The sequence below is a fragment of the Paraburkholderia sp. RL17-373-BIF-A genome (assembly GCF_046030175.1).
In the GTDB taxonomy this organism is placed as follows: Bacteria; Pseudomonadota; Gammaproteobacteria; order Burkholderiales; family Burkholderiaceae; genus Paraburkholderia.
Window position 1 is genome coordinate 50466 of the sequence record NZ_JARESO010000026.1, and the last position, 20341, is coordinate 70806.

A 20341-nucleotide genomic window follows, 5' to 3' on the forward strand; every position below is an offset into this window, starting at 1 on the left:
GAAGAAATCCGGATGATCCATGTCATTGCAACGATCACTACCCAGCCCGGTCAACGCGAAGCCGTGCTGGCGCTTTTCAACAAAAACCGTCCGGCGGTGCTGGCGGAAGAGGGGTGCATTAGCTACGAGGCCGTAGTCGACGTACCGGACTTCGGGACGATTCAGACATCGCTCGGCACTGACACCTTTGCTGTAATCGAACGCTGGGAAAGCGCGGAAGCGTTAAAGGCGCATGCGGCCTCCGCGCATATGGCCGAATACGGACGCAATACTCGCCCGTTGCTCGTGAGCCGCGTCATCAACGTGCTCCAGGCTTGCTAAAGGGCTGGGCTCGTGCAGCCCTGCTTTTGATGAGCAGGGAATGTCTCAAGCAGTCGGGCACCTAAACGATCAATGATGCGGTGAATGCGTTCGCAGCATATTGGCTGCGACGGTGCGATGGGAACAGCGTGCTCTTGGCTACACCTGCGCAACGGAAGCCGAATCAGTTGCGCGCGGATCTGGGAACGGAACGACGCTGGTACTTGTGGCCCGCCTACAGGGCGCGAACCCGTTCTTCACGAACAGCAGGAAGGTCGGGAAGATGCTCCTTCGAACAGACCGATCGCAAAACGTACGGCCGCCCGTTGCAACGCGTTATGGACCATGCTCTGCGATAGTTCGGCGATGCTCCACAGCACCCGCGTAACGGCAATGAGCGTCTTGCCGTATCTGTGGTCGGTGAGCCGGCCCAGATCGGCTGCGCGATGCCATAGCCGGGAAAAAGCTCGCCGGAGGCAAAATCGAATACCGCGGAGGTCGACGCCAGTTCGCTGCGATGGCCGGTATCGCGAAGCCCAAGTTGATGCGATCCATGAAGTTGATCATCGTCGCCCTGCGGCTGGAACCATCTATGCCTCATCGTCTGTTTCCGTGGCAATACCGACCGCTTACCGGACCTGCGGCGGGGGATACACCTTGCAATCGAAAACCTTTGGCTCATGCGCCGGTAGCGCTGTTGCTCCAAGCGCCGCGATGCGGCGGAAGCTTTCGTCGTAAGCGCGCAGGTCCGTGTGGTTGCCGTTCGGGATCGGCTCGCTGCCGTCCTCCGGCCAGTTCTCGTAGAGTGGAATCAGGTCGCCCGCGATGAGATACGGTCCTGCCTGCGTGTCGACCAACACACCCTGTGAGCCCCGTATGTCCCGGCAGGCGCAATACGCGGATGCCCGGCACCACGTCGGCGTCACCGAACGCCACGTCCATCCGGTCGAGAATGTCCACCCACGGTGGAGTGCGGCCGCGCTGGTTGGTTTCGTAGATCGGACGCTGGAACGGCACCGGCCAGACCGCCTCTTTCAACTCGGCTTCCTGGACATGAAAGCGTGCGTTCGTGAACAACCGCGCGCCGCCGACGTGGTCGTTATGCAGATGAGTGAGAATGACTAGTTCGACGGAAGCCGGGTCGACGCCTTCGCGCGCCAGACCGTATTGCAGCAGGTCGTCGATTCCGGCATCCGTCTCGGTGTAGCACTGCGGTGCGCGCGAGCGGGGACCCGGCCCGGCATCGACGACGATCGTTTGGCGAGCGCTGCGCAGCAACCACGCAATACAAGGCGCATGCAGGCGCGCGGAACCGCAGTTCTTGCGGTACAAAAAACACGAGCGCTCATGGTTGACGATATCGCCGCAGCGGATCGGTACGATGGTGAATGCCATGTCTGAGGCTCGCTTCAACTGTTTTGTGGTGCTGACGCAGAGTGCCCACTTGACGGGCTGGCCCCTGGCCGAATCTGGGTCGGTGATCAGATGAACGGTCGTAGGGCGAGTTCGGTCGTTTCCCTTCCCACCCATTCATGAGCAAGGTGATGCCGCGATCTTATCGGTACACATGACTCCGCCGCGCGCATTGCCGGGCGATAAGGTGCGTTGTCGCGGTCGCGGGTATGGCCGTTCGGAAGCCACAGTATAGGTGAAGTGAGTAAGCGCTTTCTCTATAATTTATCGGGGTTTACCCGAGAAATGCCTAGGGACTCTACGCTTTTGATTAAATTTTGAAGGAAATCTCAAACGCTAGAGAAACGATTACTTAAATTGGGTATTTGGTGAATGCCACTTTGGGGTGCCATTGAGCCCAGTCTTCGCACGCCGACTTCAAACGCGTGGTGTTCGCCGAGTTCGAATCACCCGTGGGATTTCATCGATGCGACCGGGTAATCGCCAATGCGCTCGGCTGGATGGACGCGGAACAGGCGCGGCATATCGGTCGCATGCATGCGGATCAACTGGTTTCGTCCCGGCAGTACACCGACGGCGCTGCGCCATCCTTTCGTTTTGCTCAGCCATCACGGAGTGATGCAACCGACAAAGCGCTGCATGATTACCCCGACTAGCACTTCGTGATCGCCCCCAGTGTGTCGAGCAATGCTCGCAACCGCAGGGACAGAACCTACGGCAGCGGGGCTACGCGCCGGCGAATAGCGCACAACGGTATGCCGTGCAGATCGCGGCCACGGGGCGGGTGAAGGATCGGCACGAGGCACTCTTTCCGGCAGCTTCGACTGGCTCGTACAGTCCGACGCGAACGCTGAACGGACGGAGCAGGCGAAGGCCCGCGCCCAGCGGTGGCCATTTCTCAAGGTGCCGCGTTATAGTATGCCGCACAGGGAAGGCGCGATGGTGCGCCTCGACATCGGGCAGGGTTCAAGTTGACCAACGAGGCAAAGAAAAGAGCGCCGCGTCGCAAATCGAATGCGATTTCCGTGATCGATGTTGCACGCGCGGCAGGGGTATCGACTGCGACCGTCTCGCGCGTGTTGAACGGCAACGCAAAGGTAGCGGCTGAACTGCAGAACCGCGTGCGCGACATCGCGCAGGAACTCGGCTATACACCGCACGCCGCGGCGCGTGCGCTGGCATCGCAGCGCTCGAAAACGATTGGCGCGGTGATCCCATCGCTGGAAAACCAGAACTTCGCGATCGGCGTGTTCGCGCTGCAAAAGCGCATCGGGGAAGCCGGCTATACATTGCTGCTCGGATGCTCGTACTACGACCAGGAAGACGAACTGAAGCAGGTCCGTGCCCTGATCGCGGACGGTATCGCCGGGTTGATGCTCGTGGGCCGCAGCCACTCGCCTGCGCTCTACGAACTGATCAAGAAGGAACAGATTCCGCTCGTCAATGGCTGGACAGTCGATCACGACTACCCGTATGTCGGTTTCGACAACGTGGCGGTCGGCCGTCGCCTTGCCGAGTATCTGCTCGATCTCGGGCACACACGCTTCGGCATGATTACGCAAATGACGCAGCACAGCGATCGTGCGGCTGATCGCATCATCGGCGTGCGCGCGGCGCTGCAATCGCGCGGGCTGCAGTTGCGCCACGAGCATCTGATCGAGATGCCGCACAAGATCATTGAAGGGCAGATGGCGATGAAGGCGCTGATGAACGGCCCTGAGCGACCGACGGCCGTCATTTGCGGCACCGATCTGCTTGCAATCGGCGCGCTGGCCGAGGCGCGCGAGTCGGGCATCGACGTACCGGGCGACCTGTCGATCGCGGGCATCAACGACATCGAATTTTCCAGCTTCACGTCGCCGCCGCTAACGACCATGCGGCTCGCCGCTGACGAAATCGGCGCGCGCAGCGCCGAGTATCTGCTCGCACGGATCGAAGGACGGCCGGTGAGTTCGCAGTATATCGTTCCGACCGATCTGATCGTGCGCGGCACGACGGCGCGTCCTCGCAACACCTAGGTCGCCGACGCGCGGTGTGGCGCGTCATGGAAAGACGCAAAGTCGGGCGAGCACGGACTGCGGCGCGTGCAGCGACGACGCGTCGGCGACTCGTGTGTCCGGACAGACGACTCAGATTCTCGCTGACCCCGACAACCATTGCGTGGCTGATGCCTACTCCGCACCATGCGCGGACTCAGCACGTAACAGGTGCGGCCGCATTCGCTTCGGCGGCAGTGCGCACCTCAGATTTGCCGGGCAGCAACGGCAAGAACGCCCATTTAGCGACCTGCGTTGGCAAGTTCCATGCACGACAGCCGACGTCTGCCGGAGCTCGACCGCCCCTGTCCTGATGAACACGCCGTACGTCGGTCTGGCGCTGTACGGCGCACAATAGTCCACCCCCGCTCGCCGACTACCCCGGAATAAGCACGCGACTGCGCGTGAGCACCTCTTTGGCCAGCTCCACGATGGTATCCGCGCCGCTAAGACACTCTTCCTGATAGGCGACAAAGAACCCTTGCTGAGTGATTGGCCGTTCAGTGTTCAGCACGTGAATCAGCCCGGAATCGATCTCTGCGCGCATTATCGCGGGCGACAACACGGCCGCCGCGTGTCCGGCCGCGACGAGCCGCGACATCATCGACAGGGAATTGCATGAGCTGATGTTGTCCGGATTGCAACCTGCGCTGCGAAACCAGTTCATCACCAGCGAATGGTTCGATGACGGTTGCGAGACGGTGATGATCGGCACCGACGCAAGATCGTGAGGCGCGATTTTGTTATTGGGCACGAGTTGCGGCGACGCAACCCAGTGCAGATCGGTGTGGCCGATGGCGGTCTCGACCACGTGGGGCGCATCGGTGGAATCGTTCAGAATCGCTATGTCAAGTTCGTGCGCGCCAAGCTTGCGTCCGAGCGCGACGCCCACGTCAATCGTGAGTTCGATCTTCATGTGCGGATAGCGCGTCTTGAGTTGCGTCAGTAGATCCGCAAGCCCAGCGTGGGCGATGGACTCGATCGCGCCAAGACGCAGAAGCCCGTACATGGGGTCGGTACGCTTCGCGATCTGTTCGAGTTTCTCGGCGAGCTTCAGCACCTGTTCCGCATCGGCGAGCGCGTCGCGGCCTGCGAGCGTGAGTTCGGTGCGCGTCCGGCTGCGCGTGAACAGCTGCACGCCGAGATGTTCTTCGAACTCCTGGATACGCGCCGAAATGGTCGGCTGCGTGAGATGTTGATGACGCGCCGCCGCATGAAACCCTCCCAACCGCGCCACCCAGTAAAAGGTTTCAATTTGCTGAAGAGAAATACGCATGATCGAAGGTTTCTATCAGATGGTCTCGCTAACTTTGATTATCTCCCGGAAAAATTGCATTCGTATACTCGGTGCACTCCTTGGTTGCCTCTCTATCGACACCGAAGCGTTCTGACGATGAATTGGGAATCCTTATGATAAGGAAATCGCTGCTCGCTCTCGCACTTTCGAACGCGTTCGCTATTCCAGCGTTTGCGCAAAGCAGCGTCACGTTGTACGGGATGATCGATGAGGGGCTGACCTACGTCAGCAACTCGGCCGGCCATAGTCAATGGGCCGCTGCAAAGCGGCGTCGAGGGCGGCGTGCGGCCCTGCGCGTGAGATTTTGATAGCGCCGCTCGAGCGGCAACCACTACTGAAGCAGGGGAGTGAACATGAACACGAGAATGGCAGCGCTGGCGCACGGCCGTAAATCATCGGTTCGATGGAGGATCTTCTGGTTCCTGCTCGTGCTGATCACGATCAACTACGTGGACCGGGCTTCGCTGTCGGTCGCGATGCCCCTGATCTCGAAGGAGTTCTCGCTCTCGCCGATGGTGCAAGGCTTGATTCTGAGTTCGTTCTTCTGGTCGTATGCGGTGATGCAGATTCCGGCGGGCCTGCTGGTCGACCGTTTCAAGCCGCGCATCGTGATCACGGTGGCGACGCTCGTCTGGGGAGGCTTCCAGGCCGGGGCGGGATTCTGTACGAACGCTGCTTCACTACTGCTCATGCGCTTCGGTCTTGGGTTCGCCGAAGCGTCGATCGCGCCTGCCGGCGGTAAGCTCAATGCGCTATGGCTGACGCGCAACGAACGCACAAGGGGCGCGTCGCTAATGGACGGCGGTGCGCCGCTCGGCGCAGCGGTGGGATCGCTGTTGATCTCGGCGTTGATCGGAGTATTGGGTTCGTGGCGCCTCGCGTTTGTGGTTGCGGGTGTCGCCACGACGCTGGCCGGCGCCCTGGCCTGGGTCTATATCCGCAATCATCCGCGTGAGCATCCGGCGGTCAACGAAGACGAAGCATCGTTCATCGAGCGCTCGCACGAGGAAGAACTGGAGCGCGAGCCGGCCAACGCATCCGGGCGCTCAATCGACTTTCTGAAGTACCGCTCCTTCCTGTTCATGTTCTTCGGCTTCATGTGCTGCAACACGTTGTTCAATGGATTGCTCACGTGGATGCCGAGCTATCTGATCAGGGAGCACGCCCTCGATATCCGTCAAATGGGTGGGTCGAGCTTCATCATCTACTTTTCCGGCTTCGCCGGCGAACTCGTCGGCGCGTGGCTTGCCGATAAGTGGCTGGCGGCGGGCGGCAGGCCGAACACGGTGTTGCGTACGATTTTCGGCGCGGCTGGCGTGATTGCCACCGTCTCGGTGTTTTCGGTGGCTTACTTGTCCAGCGCGACGCTGGTCGTCGCGTTGCTCTCGTGCACGGTTTTCTTTTTGCGCTGGGGCAACCTGTACTGGTGCATTCCACCTTTGCTTGCCACGCGCAACAAGGTCGGCACGCTAGGTGGCTTTCTGAACCTGGGAGCGGCGGTCGGCGGCATTGGCGCGCCGATTCTGGTCGGCGGGATTGTCCAGGCAACCGGTTCGTATTTTCTCGCCATGATGTTTTTTGCGGCGACCGGCGTCGGCTTGCTGCTCTGCTCGCTCGGCATCGATTACGAGAAGAAGTTGCCTGTATGAGACCGGCGCTACCGCTTTCCGGTCTTCAATTAACAACCGTCAGTAAGGACGCTTTGATGAACCCAGATGACTCGTATAGCCAGCCTTGGCAATGGCCTGAGGCCCATTGGCGGAAGTTGGTCGACCAGGTACGCGCGGGACGCGCGCTTCGCCCCAATGGCTGGCCTGCTGGAGCGCGCTGCGCGGTGGCGCTCTCATTCGATTGCGACCACGAAACCAGTGAATTGCGCGAGGGCGGAAAGTCGATCGGCCGGCTCAGTTGGGGGCAGTACGGTAGCCGGGCGGGCATGCCGCGCATTCTCGACGTGCTGCGCAAATATGCCGTGCCGGCCTCGTTCTTCGTACCGGCGGTCACTGCGCTTTTGCATCCGGAAGAGGCACGCAGTATCGTCGGCGACGGCCACGAAATCGGCCTGCACGGCTGGATTCATGAATTGAACTCGGTGCTCCCGCATGAGGCGGAGCGCGATCTGTTGCTACGCTCGGCGGACACGCTCGAGACCATCACCGGGCAGCGTCCTGTGGGCATGCGTACGCCGTCATGGGATTTCAGCCCGCATACGCTGTCCATCGCGCGCGAAATGGGATTGCGCTACGATTCGTCGCTGATGGCCGACGTCGACTGCTATGAACTGCTCGAGGCCGGCGTGCCGAGCGGTCTCGTCGAACTGCCCGTCGAGTGGATTCGCGACGACGGCGCGTACTTGATCATGAATCGCTTCGAGGCGGTGCGGCCTTATACTTCGCCGGCCGACGTCTACGATATCTTTCGCCGCGAGTTCGATGCGGCCTATGCGGAGGGTGGCGTCTTCCAGTTGACGATGCATCCGCACGTCACCGGTTACCGGTCGAGGATATGGATTCTGGAAGAAATCATCCGGCACGCGCAGTCGTTGCCGGGAGTGTGGTTCGCGACACATCGCGATGTCGCCGAATGGGCACTTGAACATGCACAACCGACCTGAATCCAGTGCGCGATCCGGCGGCGCCGGGCAGCCGCGCTTTCCGGTTCCGCCGAAGGCGACCGATAGTCACCACCACATCTACGATGCGCGGTATCCAGTCGATCCGTCAGCGCAGTTGCTGCCGCCCGACGCGACGGTCGCCGACTATCGCGCGCTGCAGCGGAGGCTGGGTGTCGAGCGACATGTCGTCGTTCAACCGTCTACGTATGGAACGGACAACCGATGTCTGCTCGATGCCTTATCGCAATTCGGAAAGACCGCGCGCGGTATCGCGACCGTGCCCGTCACCGTGACGGATGGTGAGTTGGCCGGTCTTCACGATATGGGCGTACGCGGGCTGCGCTTTAACCTCGAATACCTGGTCGGCGTCACGGTATCGATGATGGCGCCGCTCTCGAAACGGATCGAACCGTTCGGCTGGCACATTCAGGTCAATGCCACCGCCGCGCAGCTACTCGCGCATCGGCAGTTGCTTGCGAGTCTGTCGTCGCCGCTCGTGATCGATCATATGGGGCAGATCCCGCAACCGGACGGCGCGGAGCATGCCGCGTTCCGGATGGTCGAGGCGCTGCTGGCCGGCGGCCGTACCTGGGTCAAATTGAGCGGCCCCTATCTCGCGTCGAAAAGCGGAGCGCTGGTCTACGCCGACGTCGGCGCTGTCGCGCTCAGATTGGCCCGGCTTGCCCCGGACAGGATGCTGTGGGGAACGGACTGGCCTCATCCGACGCAAGCGGCCGGCAACAAGCCGGACGCTGCCCATTTGCTGGATGACCTGGCGCTGTGGATACCGGATGAATCGACGCGGCACCGAATCCTCGTTGAAAATCCTGCGAGGCTTTACGGCTTTTAGCATGCGTGCGGCACGCCGCGCCGCCTGGTTCAATGCTTGCCGATGTAGGCAACCACGTCGATCTCTACGAGTACACCTTGCAGACCGGCTTCCACGGTCGTTCGCGCCGGCTTGTGCTGGGCAAACCAGTTCGCGTAGAGCGCGTTGAAGCGGCTAAAGAGCGTCAAGTCGGTCAGATAGACCGTGACCTTGACGACATCCTCCAGTCTCGCGCCGGCGGCCGCCAGCACCCGCTCGACATTCGCGAGCGTTGCACGGGTCTGCTCTTCGATCGAGTCGCCGATCACCTTCCGGTCGGCGTCGCGCGGCGTCTGGCCGGACAGGAAGACGAAGTCGCCCGCGATCATCGCGGAAGAATAGTGCCCGCCTGGTTTGAGGTCCGTTGGATTGACGCTACGCAGTGCGCGGGACGTGCCGCTATCGTTCATGTTTTTTCCCTTCGCCTTGATCTGGTGTTTTTTCGACTTGCCGTATGACGTGCGTGGCTGCGTGGCGTCGCTTCAATCGACTTCTGCCCGCCACGAGCCTTATGGCTTATCGACGGTTCCCGAGTTGTTCACGCACTTCCCACGACCCTTCCGTGGTGAGCACCATTGCACTGGGGTAGAGATAAGCAGTCGTGCAAGCGTGGCGCGGCAATAGCATCACCCGGTCGCCGACTGCCAGATCGGTGTTTTCGACCACCACGTGCTCTTCGCTCATCATGACGATCTTGCCGTCCCAGCGAAAGCGCTCGGCCAGCGGCTTGTCCGGCGAGATCGCCTTCGAGCCCGCATCGAGTGTGGCGGTCGTGCTATTGCGTGAGATCACCGTGGCCAGCACATAGGCGTTCGGCGTCCAGCCGAGTGCGGGCAACTCCAGGTCGTGTTGAGCGCTCGAATAGGCCCAACTGCCGGGGGACACGAAATCGGCGAGTGTGAGCGGCCACAGATCGAACGTATAGCTGCCCCCGGCGATGAGCCTTCTCGACAATCCCTCTGCCTCGGCGGCGCGCGTCAGCGCCGCCACTTCCTCCACGATGGCGGCCACCCGCTTGCGGCGTGTGGCATGGTCGAGATCATGGATGTGGCCGTCGTAGACATGCCATCCTCCAAAGCAGCCGAGCGTGGCCAACTCACGGGCCAGTTGCAGCGTCGCCGTTGCTATCGGCGCTCCGGTTCTGCCCATGCCGGCATCCAGATCGATGAGCAGCGAGAGATTGGGCAACTGCACCCCATTTGTCGCGAGTCGCCACGCGGCTACGCCTGCCGCCGAGTCGACGAGCGCCTCGACCCGTGCGTCCGGATGAGCATGCGCCAGCGCGAGCACGGTACGGATATGAGCAGGGTTCACAGTCGGATACGCCCAGACGACGTGTTTCGCGCCGGCCTCGAGCACCATCGCCACTTCCGCCACGGTCGCGGTCTTGAATGCGGTTACGCCCTCGCGAATCAGTCTCTTGACGATCCACCCTGCGCGATGCGTCTTCACATGCGGCATGAGGCGTTCCACCCCTCCACACGCGCGGGCGGTCGCATGCAGGTTATCGACGATGCCGCGCTCGGATACGATGAAACACGGTGTCTGCAATTCTTCTGGCAAGCTGGCGGCCCATGACGGCGCACGTTTGAGAGCGGTACTCGAAAGGTCGAACATGGTTGGTGCGTTAAGAGAGGAAAAGGGCGTCGCGCTCACGAGTGCGACGGCGCTGCGAGATATCCGTCAACGTGAGCTCTGAGCTGACTCAGCACTTGTGCATGCTGTTCCCACGACAGCCGGTCGACGCTCATTTTCGGCGTAGCGGGGCGGTCGATGCGGCTATCGTCAACCGCCTGCCCGACGTCGACGGCCGCGGCGAGATAAGCCCGGTCGCGCTCTGGCGTGAAATCGGTGAGCAACCGCGCGGCCGCATCTCGCGGCGCGACCATCGCCATCGCGGATACCAGGCCCCAGCCGCCCCAGTTCGAGACGCTCGAAACGATCAGGTAGTCGGCGGGAATGGCTGCGCTGATCAATGGGCCGTTGGGAATGTCGTCGTGGACGATTTCTTCGGGCAGCACGCCCATGCCGATTTCATTGCCGCCGTCGCCGATGCCGATCGTGACCCACGGACGCGGCCACTCGGGATCCTCGAACAGGAGATGCAGCGGAGCGGTATCGTCGGACATGTCCGCGCCGTACTCGCGGTGCGGCTTGCCGTCGCTCGCGGGCGACACCCGCTCGATCGCGATCATATGCGTGATCGGACGTTCAGCCTCGCTGAGCCGGGCTCTCAGCGACTTGACCGATGCGGCGCTCACCGAGGTAATCTCGAACGCCACGTCTTTCGGCAATTCGGTTGTAACAGCCCAGACCGCCTTGCAGCATGGCGCGTCGGAGATCACCGTCACCGGTATGCCGAGGTTCGAAAGTGCGGCCGCCAGGTGGGCCATGCCGCCCAGTCCATCCGTCTCCGGCGAGGGCGGGACGGCATTGCGTATGAAGAAGCCAGTCACGATACCGACGTGGGCGTTGGGCGTGCTCATGATCGAGCGCGCGGCTGCTTCCAGCTGACCTTCAACGAACCGTTTCATGCGGCCAATATCGCGCCGGACGGTTTGGCCAATGATGTCTTCGACTTTTGCTATTCCCATTTTCCAATCTCAGTAGCAACGGAGTTCATGCGAGGCGCGGCGAGGGCTTAGACCGGAATCTTCGTTTCATAATCGATTCCGATCGAACAGAGCATCAGGCCGACGCCCATCGCGGCGAAACACATCAGCGCGAGGAAATAGGAGCCGGTGAATTGAACGATCGCGCCGATCGCGATCGGGATCACCATGCCGCCGATATTCCCACCGAAGTTGAGCAGACCGCCGAGCACGCCCACCTTGTTGCGCGAGGCGAGCATCGCGGGGATCGACCAGTACAGACCACCCCAGCGCAGAAAGAAGAGCGTGATGGACAGCAGGATCACGACCATCGTGGGGCTCGTCGCATGTGCCACTGAAAACACCGCAATCGTGGCGACCACGCCGGCGATACCGAAGATCGTGCGCATGACGCGGTTCGGCGCGGCGCCGCTCGCGAGCCACTTGTCGGCGACGTAGGCACCGCATAGTTCGCCAATGAAGCCGCAGAAGAAGATCACGAAGCTGGCGCCGCCCATCTGCTGAATGTTGAAGCCCTGCACTTTCTGCAGATAGGTGGGCATCCACGTCAACAGGCCGTAGTAAAGCGTCGTGCAACACATGAAGCCGACGAACATCAGCAACACTGAGCGATACCTGAAGAAATCGAGCGAGTTGCCTGACAGGTCTTTCGCTTCTTTTTCATCTTCCTTGCGCCGGGCCTGTTCGATATGTTCCGCTTCGGCTTCGTTGACCCCGGCGTGATCGCGCGGTTGATTCTTGATGTAGTACCAGGCGCCTACGCCGCATAGGACCGTGCCGACGCCGGCGATCGCGAACGCTGTGCGCCATGAGTGCGCCACTACGATCAGCCAGGTGATCAGTACTGATCCGAGCGCCGCGCCGAGCGGTGAACCGCCGTCCATCAGCGATGCGCCGCGGACCCGCTCATGCTGCGTGAGCCACATTGCATTGAGCGCACCTCCCGCCGAGGCCACGGGCGCTTCCGCCACACCGAGTCCGAGCCTCGTCGCGAGCAAGGACATCGCATTGGTCGTCAACGCGCCAAGACCCTGGAAGGCACCCCAGAGCAAAGTGCACAGCGCGAGGACCAGCCGCGGCTTGAAGCGGTCGACTGCCATGCCGCCCGGAATCTGCATCAGCGTGTACGACCAGAAAAACGAACTCATGATGAGGCCTTGCATGACCGGCGTAAGCGTGAACTCGCTTGCGATCATCGGCATTGCGACGGACAGGGATGCACGATCGATGTAGTTGACCGTGACGAGCAGCAACATGATGAGAAAAATCTTCCAGCGAACCGATGTCTTCGGCTGCGCGTACGCGACGACCGCGGCGGGTGCTCTGCTCATGCCTGCTTCTCCTGACTCGCTATTTGAATGTCACGTACATGCGCGGCGCGTTGCGCATCGGCGATGGATGAACTGGTCATCTGCCACGCCGCAGGCGCCTGTTCCGTGCTGGTTAAAAATTGAGTATAGGTGCGCGGCTCTGAGTGGAGATAATCGAAAGTGACCCGGGCAATCGATAGAAATCGCCGATCATGCGCTGGGTCAAAGGTGACCCGGTGAGGAAAAGGCCGGCGTATCAATTGGTTGTAGGTTCGCTCCTTTGCACGAGCTTGATGGTGGGTACAAGCAACAAGGAGACGACCGCGCCGATCGATATCACCAGGACGGACGAGAACGTGAGATGGAGGGACTGGTGGAGCGCAACTCTCACCGCAGCGTTGACGATAGCGTCGCCCGGTGCCGAGCCAAGAAGCTGTCGCAACTGATCGGAGGTCAACTCCGCGGTGCCGGTGGAATGAGTCAGCCCATAGTTCAGAACCGCGCCAAACACGGCTGCGCCAAGCGTACTGCCGAGGTTGCGGGAGAAGAGGTTGGACGCCGTCGCGCTACCGCGTTCCGAAGGCCTGACGATTTCCTGGATCAGAATAAGTGAGCTCACGCTAACTATTCCCATCCCAAAGCCCATGATCAACGACCCGATTCCTGCAAACAGCGGTGTGCTCTCTGGGGTCAGTGCTGCGAAGACCACGGCGCCAATCGGCAAGAACACGCTGCCGGCGATGAGGGTGCGCCGCAGAAAGCAGTCTCAATACGTTTGCTACGCGCTCTATGAAACGTTGCTGGCGCACTGGTGGTTGTGGCTCGTTTTTATACTCTTCGCCTGAAGACATAATGATGCCGCCGATCTATACCAATGGCATCGCCAGACATGCGCTCGAGACGAGACTGCCCCGCCAGCAGGGTCGGAGCGTGCCGACCCTGCTGCACAGGGCCGCCATTAGGCGCGAAAAGACAGGCTATCCAAGCACTCGCACAAAACGCGCGCGAGCCGGCTTCAACACGAACATTGCAAGGACGGCAGTACTCAGATCGAGCACGATCGCGCATCCGAACACTGGCACCCAGCTGCCGGTGTGCTCATGCAGCAACGCGGCCAGCGGGCCGCCGAAGATCGAGCCAATCCCGAACGAGATGTAAAGCCAGCCGTAATTCGTGGTCGCATAACGGGTACCAAACGTGTCGGTCAGAGTCGAAGGGAACAGCGAGAAAATTTCGCCCCAGCCGAAGAACACCACGCCGGACAGCAGTACGAACAGGACCGCGTTTTCGCGCGTCAGCAGCCAGAGCGCCATCGCCACACCTTCCAGCGCGAACGCGAAACACATCGTGTTTTCCCGTCCCAGGCGATCCGATATCCAACCGAACAGCGGACGGGTCAGACCGTTCGTGAAGCGGTCGATCGTCAGTGCCAGCGGCAACGCGGCGAGCCCGAAGACCAGCACCTTGCTGACGCCGAAGTCGGCGGCGAAGCTTGCCATCTGCGACGTAACCATGAGGCCCGAAGTAGACATCATCGTCATCATCACGAACATCAGCCAGAACAGCGGCGTCTTAAGCATCTCGGACGGGCGGTAGTCGAGCGTCGAGACCCCTGACTGGGATACTGCCGAGCCGATACTCTCGGCCGCAGGCGGTACTCGCAGGCCCTGCGAGGCGAGGAGGCCGACCGCCGCGAAGATGATGCCGTAGAGCCACAACGTGGATTCGACGCCGTGCGTTGCCAGCGATGCAGAGATCGGAAAGGTGGTGACAATGGCGCCCATGCCGTAGCCCGCGGCCGCGACACCGGCGGCGAAGCCGCGTCGATCGGGAAACCAGCGAACCACGAATCCCACCACGCCGACATAGACGATGCCGGTTCCGAGACCGCCAATGCAGCCATACGTGAGGTACAGCATCGATGTGCTGTGCGCATACGAAGCCAACACCCAGCTCACGCCTGCCAGCAGCGTACCGATCGAGATCAGCATGCGCGGCCCGAAACGATCAATCAGCGCACCCTGGAACGGTGAAAAAAATGCCTGCAGCAGCACCAGCAGTGAGAATGTCACTTGCAGTTCCGGCAGTGCGATGCCGAGCTTGGCCATGAGCGGCTTCGTCATCAGGGTCCATACATATTGCGGACTCGAAATCGTCATCATGCAAACAAGGCCGAGTCCGAGCTGGATCCAGCGGGTATGCGCGGCTGTTTGCGCGGCGGGCGGGGCGGCGCCTTTCAGTGCTTGCGTGGGGGTGTTCAACGTGTTTCTCCGTTTGGGATTGATGTATCGACAGATGGACAGACGTGCGCCGTCCTTGACGTCAGCGCAAACACTCGCGGGCCGTCGGTTCAAAAAGATGCGGGCGGCGCGCCCGCCCGCTGTCTAGCAGGCGCGCCTACCAGCCAGCCGCGGCGCCGTCGCTGCGCGGGTCGAAGCCTGCTTCCAGACACCGGTTGCCGTGCCGGACAATCGCGCCCGCGTGGCCCATTGCTTCGTCGTACGGCCTCATCTGCTCGACGTCATGGCCGAGACGACGCAGCGCATTGAATGTGTCGACCGGAAACCGCGCCTCCAGCTTGAGCGATTCATTGGTTTGCCCCCAGGTTCGGCCCAGCAGCCAGCGGGGCGCATCGATAGCGGCTTGCGGATTCCAGCCGAAGTGCGCGATCCGCGAAAAGACGGCGCTTTGCGATTGCGGCTGGCCGTCGCCGCCCATGTTTCCGTACACCATCGTGCGTCCATCGGCGAAGCGCGCGAGCGCCGGGTTCAGCGTGTGAAATGGCCGCCGCCCGGGCGTAAGCGGGTTGCGCGCAGAGGGATCGAGCGAGAAGCTGCAACCGCGGTTTTGCCAGTTGATGCCCGAATCTGCGAGCACGAGGCCGCTGCCGAACTCGTGATAGATGCTCTGGATGAAGCTGACGGCCACGCCGTCGGCGTCGATCACGCCGAGCCACACTGTGTCGGCCGGTCCGAGACCGCGACCCCACGGTGCTGCCGTGGACATCGAAATCCCCTCGGCCATCGCGTCGAGTACACTCGGCGCAAGCAGCGCCTGTGGATCGATGTCCATGTAATCCGGGTCGGTGATGTGCTTGTCGCGTATGGCGAACGCGAGCTTGGTTGCCTCCACGCACGCGTGGACGTACTCGGGCCCGAGCGGATCCATATCGTCGCGCAAGACACGGTCAAGCACACCGAGAATCTGCAACGATACAAGCCCCTGTGTGGGCGGCGGCATGTTGTAGATCGTGCCGAGCGAATGCGTGAGCGCCAGTGGCGTGCGCAGCCTTGCGCGATGCCGTTCAAGATCCGCTAGCGACAGAGGACTTTCGAGGGCGCGCAGGTCGGCCGCGATGCTGCGCGCGAGATCGCCCCGGTAGAAATCGTCGAGACCCGCGTGGGCGAGACGCTCGAGCGTCGCGGCGAGGCGCGGCTGCACGAAGCGCTCGCCGACGGCCGGCACGCCCAGCGGGTTGTCGCTCGTCAGAAACGTCTCGGCGAACCCCGCGACTGACTTGAGTTCGTGCCGCTTGAGCGCGATGCATTCGGACTGGCTGCGCGTGACCGGGATGCCACCCCCTGCGTAGGCGATTGCGTCTTCCAGCAAGCGCGCGACCGGCAGCTTGCCGCCGAGTGTGTCAGTGGACCAGCGATGCGCCAGCGACCAGCCCGACACTGTTCCGGCCACCGTGTTCGCCGCCAGCGTGCCGCGAAACGGTATGGATTGCAGGCCGCGTGCGCGGTAGGCATCGATCGTCGCCGCCGATGCCGCCGCGCCACACGCCTCGATGCCGACGGGCTCTGCGCCCGGCCGCGAAATCAACCAGAAGCCGTCGCCGCCGATACTGTTCATATGCGGATACACCGCTGCGATGGTCGCCGCGGCGGCAATCATCGCTTCGACGGCATTGCCGCCGTCGCGCAGGATCGCGAGCGCGCTTTGCGACGCCAGCGCATGGGGTGTGACCGCCATCCCGCGGATGCCGCGCACGGGATTCAAAAAATCTGCTCTCATGTTTCCTCAAAAATCAATCGATCATCGCTATCCGCTCAGCCGCCGCGGGTTTGCACGATCACGTCATACTTGCTGCACACAACGAAGCTGGCCACAGCGAGAAGCAACTGCGATGTTCCAGCCGGTTCTACCTTCCGCCCACTCGGCAAGCGATAGCAAAGCGGCATCGTGCTGACTTGCACCGACCAGTTGCACGCCAAGCGGCAGTCCGCCCGGACCGAAGCCAACCGGTAACGTCACCGCCGGAACGCCGAGGAAGGTCCAGGGCGTGCAGAACGCCGCATCGCCCGTATAGTCGAGCCCAAGGGGCGCCTCGCCCGATGCGGGCGCTACCAGCAGCGCGTCGAGTCGCGCCGCTTCGGTCAGCCAGCGGTCGAAGCGAAGCGCCATCTTTATCTGCAATGCCTTGGCTTTCGCATACTCGGTCGCGGGTAAAGCCCGGCCTTCTTCGACCAGAGCCGTGATCGATGCGCTGACAAGAGCTGGCGAACGGTCTACCAATTCGCCGTGTGTCAATGCGGCTTCAACTGCGAGCAGGATCGAAGCATGCCGCGCAGCGTCGGCCAGTTCAGCAGGCAAGTCGGCAGCGACGATTTCCGCGCCATCGGCACGCAAACGTAGGGCTAGTTGATTCAGCACATGCTGCTGCGCTTTGTCGATCGGTCCACCGATCTGCTCGCGCAACACGCCGATGCGCGGCGGCCGTTTTGCCGCATCGCCAGGGACTTTCCCTTGGCGGCTGTTATGCGACGCGTGTGGATCGTCCGCGTCGCTGCCTGCCAGAATGGCTAGCGCATGAACTGCGTCAGCGACATTGGCGGTGAAAACGCCAAGATGATCGAGCGACGCTGACAACGGCAACACGCCAGTCCGCGCAATCGTGCCGTAGCTCGGCTTTACCCCGACCACGCCGCAATACGCGGCGGGACGGATGACGGAGCCGAACGTCTGCGTGCCGAGCGCGAGTGGCACGATGCCTGCCGCAACGGCGGCAGCGGAGCCGCTCGACGAGCCGCCAGGTGTGTGATCGCTATTCCACGGGTTGGTCGTTGCGCCGGGCTGGCGCCAGGCGAACTCGGTGGTGACTGTCTTACCGAGTATCGTGGCACCGGCCTCGCGCAAACGGGCGACTACCCATGCATCCTTTTCGGGCCTGCGCCCTTCGTAGGCCGGCGATCCATACGCGGTGGGCATATCAGCCGTATCGATCAGATCCTTTATGCCGACTGGGACGCCCGCGAGCGGCGCGTCGCGATCGGCACGATTGACGATCGGCGACGTCGGCAGATGGATGAAGGCTTGCAACTCCGGTTGCAGCCGTTGCGCGGCATCGAACGCCTGTTGCACGGTCTGCTCGACGGTGCGGGTTCCCGTGCGGATCGCGTCACGGATTTCGCGGATGCCGGGGGAGGGGGAAGAATGGTTCATTTCGCGGCGAGTGCCTGATGAATGAAGTTCTGCGCGATGAAGGTGTCGTATTTCGGCTGCTGCTTCGGGTTGCCGAGCGCGATCCGCATACCCATCGCAGCCGTCGGCGATTTCGGGGTGATGTCGACATTCATCGGATAGACGCCTTCGTCAAGCATGCGTTTTACCGCGGCGCTCACGATCTGGATCAACGCCCGAGCGCTGTTTACTGGAAAAGGATTTTCGAATGTTTCGCAACGCTAGTTGTACTGGCATGCCGGACCTCGTGCTGAACTTCAATCACTTCGCGCTTCGCTCACGTGCCCGCTACGCGCAGCGTCGGTACACGGTTGATTGACGCCTGTGAAGCGTCTGTTCCTCAGGACACTCAGTTGCTGGTTTCGCCGGTTGTCGGCGAAATATAGATGCAAATCGCAACAATTGAAATGTACGCATTGATTCGGTTTGCACGAAGCGTGCCATGGTGCGAAAACACCAAATGCAACGGCGAATCGAGCATTTCCATGTGGAAGTGAACACGCTGCCATGTTCGGGAAGTGTGCAGACAGGCGCAACGAAGGTGCATCAGGCACGGCAAAATTGGTGACGCACCGTCTCTGGGCGAAACACAAACGTTCGGCGGCGAAAGCGGCTGCAAGACATTCAGGATTGGGAATCGTTGCGAAAACTACCTTCAGAATTGAGGCGCCGTACCAACGGTTGCATCAGAACGTTTATGGTGCGGCTCGGGTTGCGCTGGATACAGCGTCTTGCCAGTTCAATTCAGGTGGTTTTGGCCAGGGGGCATGCGGTATGAAGTGTCGCTTCGACCGCCGCATAAATGCCGCGGCGTCGGTGGGCGGCCGAAAAACACGGCCTCCCACCGACGCCAGCGAGTGCTTTCCGGATAGGGGCTCTTCTGCCCAATGATTTGTCACAAGGGCCGTTACGTCTACGCGTGTCAGGAGCGTAGACGCATCAGCGATTAGGCAACCGCGTCTGCGTTGTTATCACCTTGGTCAGGTTTTGTATGGCTTTTGCACACTGATCCTATTTGCGAAAATCGGGCGCTGCTTCGCACAACAGGATCAGGAGACTGTGGGTGTAACGGACGACTCAGTTTGTCGACGGCCGAACATCCAGCAAATGACCGCCGACACGATCAGCGTGCCGCTAACGAAGTAGAGTCCCAACGAGTAGTCGCCGCTGATTTCGCGTAACCTGCCGATGACCATCGGGCCGATCGTGCCGCCTATCAAACTGCCCATCGCATTGATCAATGCGATGCCGGCAGCTGCAGCCGAACCGGAGAGGAACTGCGTGGGCATGCTCCACAGCGGCGGCTTCGCAGCGTTGATGCCAAAATTCGCGACCGACAGTCCGACGATCAGGAGCAGTGCGGAGGGTGCGTACCCGGCAAGCAGCATCCCTGCGCCTGCGGCCAGACATGCGATCGATACGTGCAATCTGCGTTCGCCGGTGCGGTCGGAGTTTTTCGCCCAGAGCACCATGCCCACGACGGCGACGACATTGGGAATTGCGTTGACGAGGCCTAGTTCGAAATAGCTGAAGCCGAAGTGGCTAATGATCATCGGTGCCCAAATGCCAATCGCGTACAGGCCAGTCGATGTGCCCGCATAAACGAGGGCGAGGGCGAGCACTCGCGGATCCTTCGTGGCCGCCCATACGCTGGATGCCGCGCCGGTCGCCTTGGCGGCGCGTTCCCGGTCCATCTCGAGCGTGAGCCACTCACGCTCCTCGGTTTCGAGCCAGCGCGCGTCTTCAGGCTTGTCGGTCAGGAAGAAGAACGCGATCACGCCGAGCGCGACGGTCGGCGCCGCTTCGAGAATGAAGAGCCATTGCCAGCCATGAATCTGTGCGATGCCGTTCATGCCCATGATGGCGCCGGAGATAGGCGAGCCGATCATGTTCGATAACGGCGCGGCGGTCATGAAGATCGCCGTCACGAGCGCCCGGTGCCGGGCCGGGAACCAATAGCTCAGGTACAGGATGATGCCGGGGAAGAATCCGGCCTCCGCCAGCCCCAGCAAGAAGCGCAGCGCATAGAAGCTATAGGGACCGCTGACGCTCGCGGTCCCAGCGGAGAGGCCTCCCCACACGACCATAAGCAACGCGATCCACCGCCGCGCGCCGACGCGCTGCAGCGCAAGATTCGACGGCATGCCGAACACGATGTAGCCCACGAAGAAGATTCCCGCACCGAAGCCGAACATCGCTGGCGTGAGCCCGATGTCGTGATTCATCGTCAGGCCGGCGAAACCGACGTTGACGCGGTTCAGGAAGCTCACGAAGTACAGCGCGATGATGAATGGCACGATGCGCCATGTGATCTTCTTGACGGTGCGCGTCTCTAGCGCGCGGGCGTCCGGCACGGTAGCGTGTCTGGAAGGTTGGGCCATGGTTGTCTCCCGCCGGTGCGTTCCACGCGCCGGTCTCGTTATCAGGT

General features: G+C 61.6%; 17 protein-coding genes and 2 pseudogenes. 7 read left to right on the forward strand and 12 right to left on the reverse strand.

Annotation, left to right across the window (positions count from 1 at the left end):
• The first annotated feature begins 12 nt into the window (after positions 1 to 12).
• Positions 13 to 321 carry a putative quinol monooxygenase gene (locus P0D80_RS28265; protein WP_132379765.1) on the forward strand — a complete coding sequence of 103 codons (309 nt, stop codon included), beginning with the start codon at positions 13 to 15 and terminating at the stop codon, positions 319 to 321.
• A gap of 657 nt (positions 322 to 978) precedes the next feature.
• Here the strand turns inward: P0D80_RS28265 and P0D80_RS28270 are convergent.
• The gene (locus tag P0D80_RS28270) at positions 979 to 1830 is read right to left on the reverse strand and encodes an MBL fold metallo-hydrolase (protein WP_408288330.1); all 852 of its coding nucleotides are present in this window, start codon (positions 1828 to 1830) and stop codon (positions 979 to 981) included.
• A 308-nt stretch (positions 1831 to 2138) separates the two neighbouring features.
• Here P0D80_RS28270 and P0D80_RS28275 point away from each other — a divergent pair, with 308 nt between their 5' ends.
• Both P0D80_RS28275 and P0D80_RS28280 read left to right on the forward strand, forming a co-directional pair.
• Positions 2139 to 2369, forward strand: a complete 231-nt coding sequence (locus tag P0D80_RS28275) for a hypothetical protein (protein WP_408288333.1) — start codon at positions 2139 to 2141, stop codon at positions 2367 to 2369.
• Positions 2370 to 2738: 369 nt separating this feature from the next.
• Positions 2739 to 3731 (forward strand): LacI family DNA-binding transcriptional regulator, encoded by a 993-nt coding sequence (locus P0D80_RS28280; protein ID WP_408288336.1) that lies wholly within the window; start codon positions 2739 to 2741, stop codon positions 3729 to 3731.
• Between the two features lie 394 nt (positions 3732 to 4125).
• Here P0D80_RS28280 and P0D80_RS28285 read toward each other — a convergent pair whose 3' ends face one another.
• Positions 4126 to 5025, reverse strand: coding sequence for a LysR family transcriptional regulator (locus P0D80_RS28285; RefSeq protein ID WP_408288339.1), 900 nt, complete (start codon positions 5023 to 5025; stop codon positions 4126 to 4128).
• Between the two features lie 137 nt (positions 5026 to 5162).
• Here P0D80_RS28285 and P0D80_RS28290 point away from each other — a divergent pair.
• The 4 genes and pseudogenes from P0D80_RS28290 to P0D80_RS28305 form a co-directional block, all read left to right on the forward strand.
• Positions 5163 to 5300 (forward strand): annotated as a pseudogene (locus tag P0D80_RS28290) (porin); the annotation flags it as partial.
• Between the two features lie 99 nt (positions 5301 to 5399).
• Positions 5400 to 6695, forward strand: a complete 1296-nt coding sequence (locus P0D80_RS28295; RefSeq protein WP_408288342.1) for an MFS transporter — start codon at positions 5400 to 5402, stop codon at positions 6693 to 6695.
• Positions 6696 to 6751: 56 nt separating this feature from the next.
• Complete coding sequence (locus tag P0D80_RS28300; protein ID WP_408179733.1) at positions 6752 to 7660, forward strand: polysaccharide deacetylase family protein; 909 nt, start codon at positions 6752 to 6754, stop codon at positions 7658 to 7660.
• Complete coding sequence (locus P0D80_RS28305) at positions 7644 to 8510, forward strand: amidohydrolase family protein (protein WP_408288346.1); 867 nt, start codon at positions 7644 to 7646, stop codon at positions 8508 to 8510. Before P0D80_RS28300 ends, P0D80_RS28305 begins: the two co-directional genes overlap by 17 nt.
• 29 nt (positions 8511 to 8539) lie before the next feature.
• Here the strand turns inward: P0D80_RS28305 and P0D80_RS28310 are convergent, their stop codons facing one another.
• The 10 genes and pseudogenes from P0D80_RS28310 to P0D80_RS28360 all read right to left on the reverse strand — a co-directional run bounded on the left by P0D80_RS28310 (position 8540) and on the right by P0D80_RS28360 (position 20294).
• Positions 8540 to 8938 (reverse strand): RidA family protein, encoded by a 399-nt coding sequence (locus P0D80_RS28310; RefSeq protein ID WP_408288349.1) that lies wholly within the window; start codon positions 8936 to 8938, stop codon positions 8540 to 8542.
• A 106-nt stretch (positions 8939 to 9044) separates the two neighbouring features.
• Positions 9045 to 10145 (reverse strand): alanine racemase, encoded by a 1101-nt coding sequence (locus tag P0D80_RS28315; protein ID WP_408288352.1) that lies wholly within the window; start codon positions 10143 to 10145, stop codon positions 9045 to 9047.
• Between the two features lie 35 nt (positions 10146 to 10180).
• A complete protein-coding gene (locus P0D80_RS28320) occupies positions 10181 to 11062 on the reverse strand; it encodes a glutamate cyclase domain-containing protein (RefSeq protein WP_494478662.1) in 882 nt (293 codons plus the stop codon).
• A 107-nt stretch (positions 11063 to 11169) separates the two neighbouring features.
• Complete coding sequence (locus P0D80_RS28325) at positions 11170 to 12471, reverse strand: MFS transporter (RefSeq protein WP_408288357.1); 1302 nt, start codon at positions 12469 to 12471, stop codon at positions 11170 to 11172.
• A 235-nt stretch (positions 12472 to 12706) separates the two neighbouring features.
• Positions 12707 to 13207: pseudogene (locus P0D80_RS28330) on the reverse strand (MFS transporter); the annotation flags it as partial.
• 220 nt (positions 13208 to 13427) lie between these two features.
• Positions 13428 to 14711: an oxalate/formate MFS antiporter gene (oxlT, locus tag P0D80_RS28340; protein WP_408288363.1), complete on the reverse strand. Its 1284-nt coding sequence runs from the start codon at positions 14709 to 14711 to the stop codon at positions 13428 to 13430.
• Positions 14712 to 14847: 136 nt separating this feature from the next.
• Positions 14848 to 16467 (reverse strand): gamma-glutamyltransferase family protein, encoded by a 1620-nt coding sequence (locus tag P0D80_RS28345; RefSeq protein WP_408288366.1) that lies wholly within the window; start codon positions 16465 to 16467, stop codon positions 14848 to 14850.
• 63 nt (positions 16468 to 16530) lie between these two features.
• Entirely contained in the window at positions 16531 to 17895 is a 1365-nt protein-coding gene (locus P0D80_RS28350) for an amidase (RefSeq protein ID WP_408288369.1), read from the reverse strand.
• The gene (locus P0D80_RS28355; RefSeq protein ID WP_408179725.1) at positions 17892 to 18053 is read right to left on the reverse strand and encodes a hypothetical protein; all 162 of its coding nucleotides are present in this window, start codon (positions 18051 to 18053) and stop codon (positions 17892 to 17894) included. Before P0D80_RS28355 ends, P0D80_RS28350 begins: the two co-directional genes overlap by 4 nt.
• Positions 18054 to 18962: 909 nt before the next feature.
• Complete coding sequence (locus P0D80_RS28360; RefSeq protein ID WP_408288373.1) at positions 18963 to 20294, reverse strand: MFS transporter; 1332 nt, start codon at positions 20292 to 20294, stop codon at positions 18963 to 18965.
• Positions 20295 to 20341 lie beyond the last annotated feature (47 nt).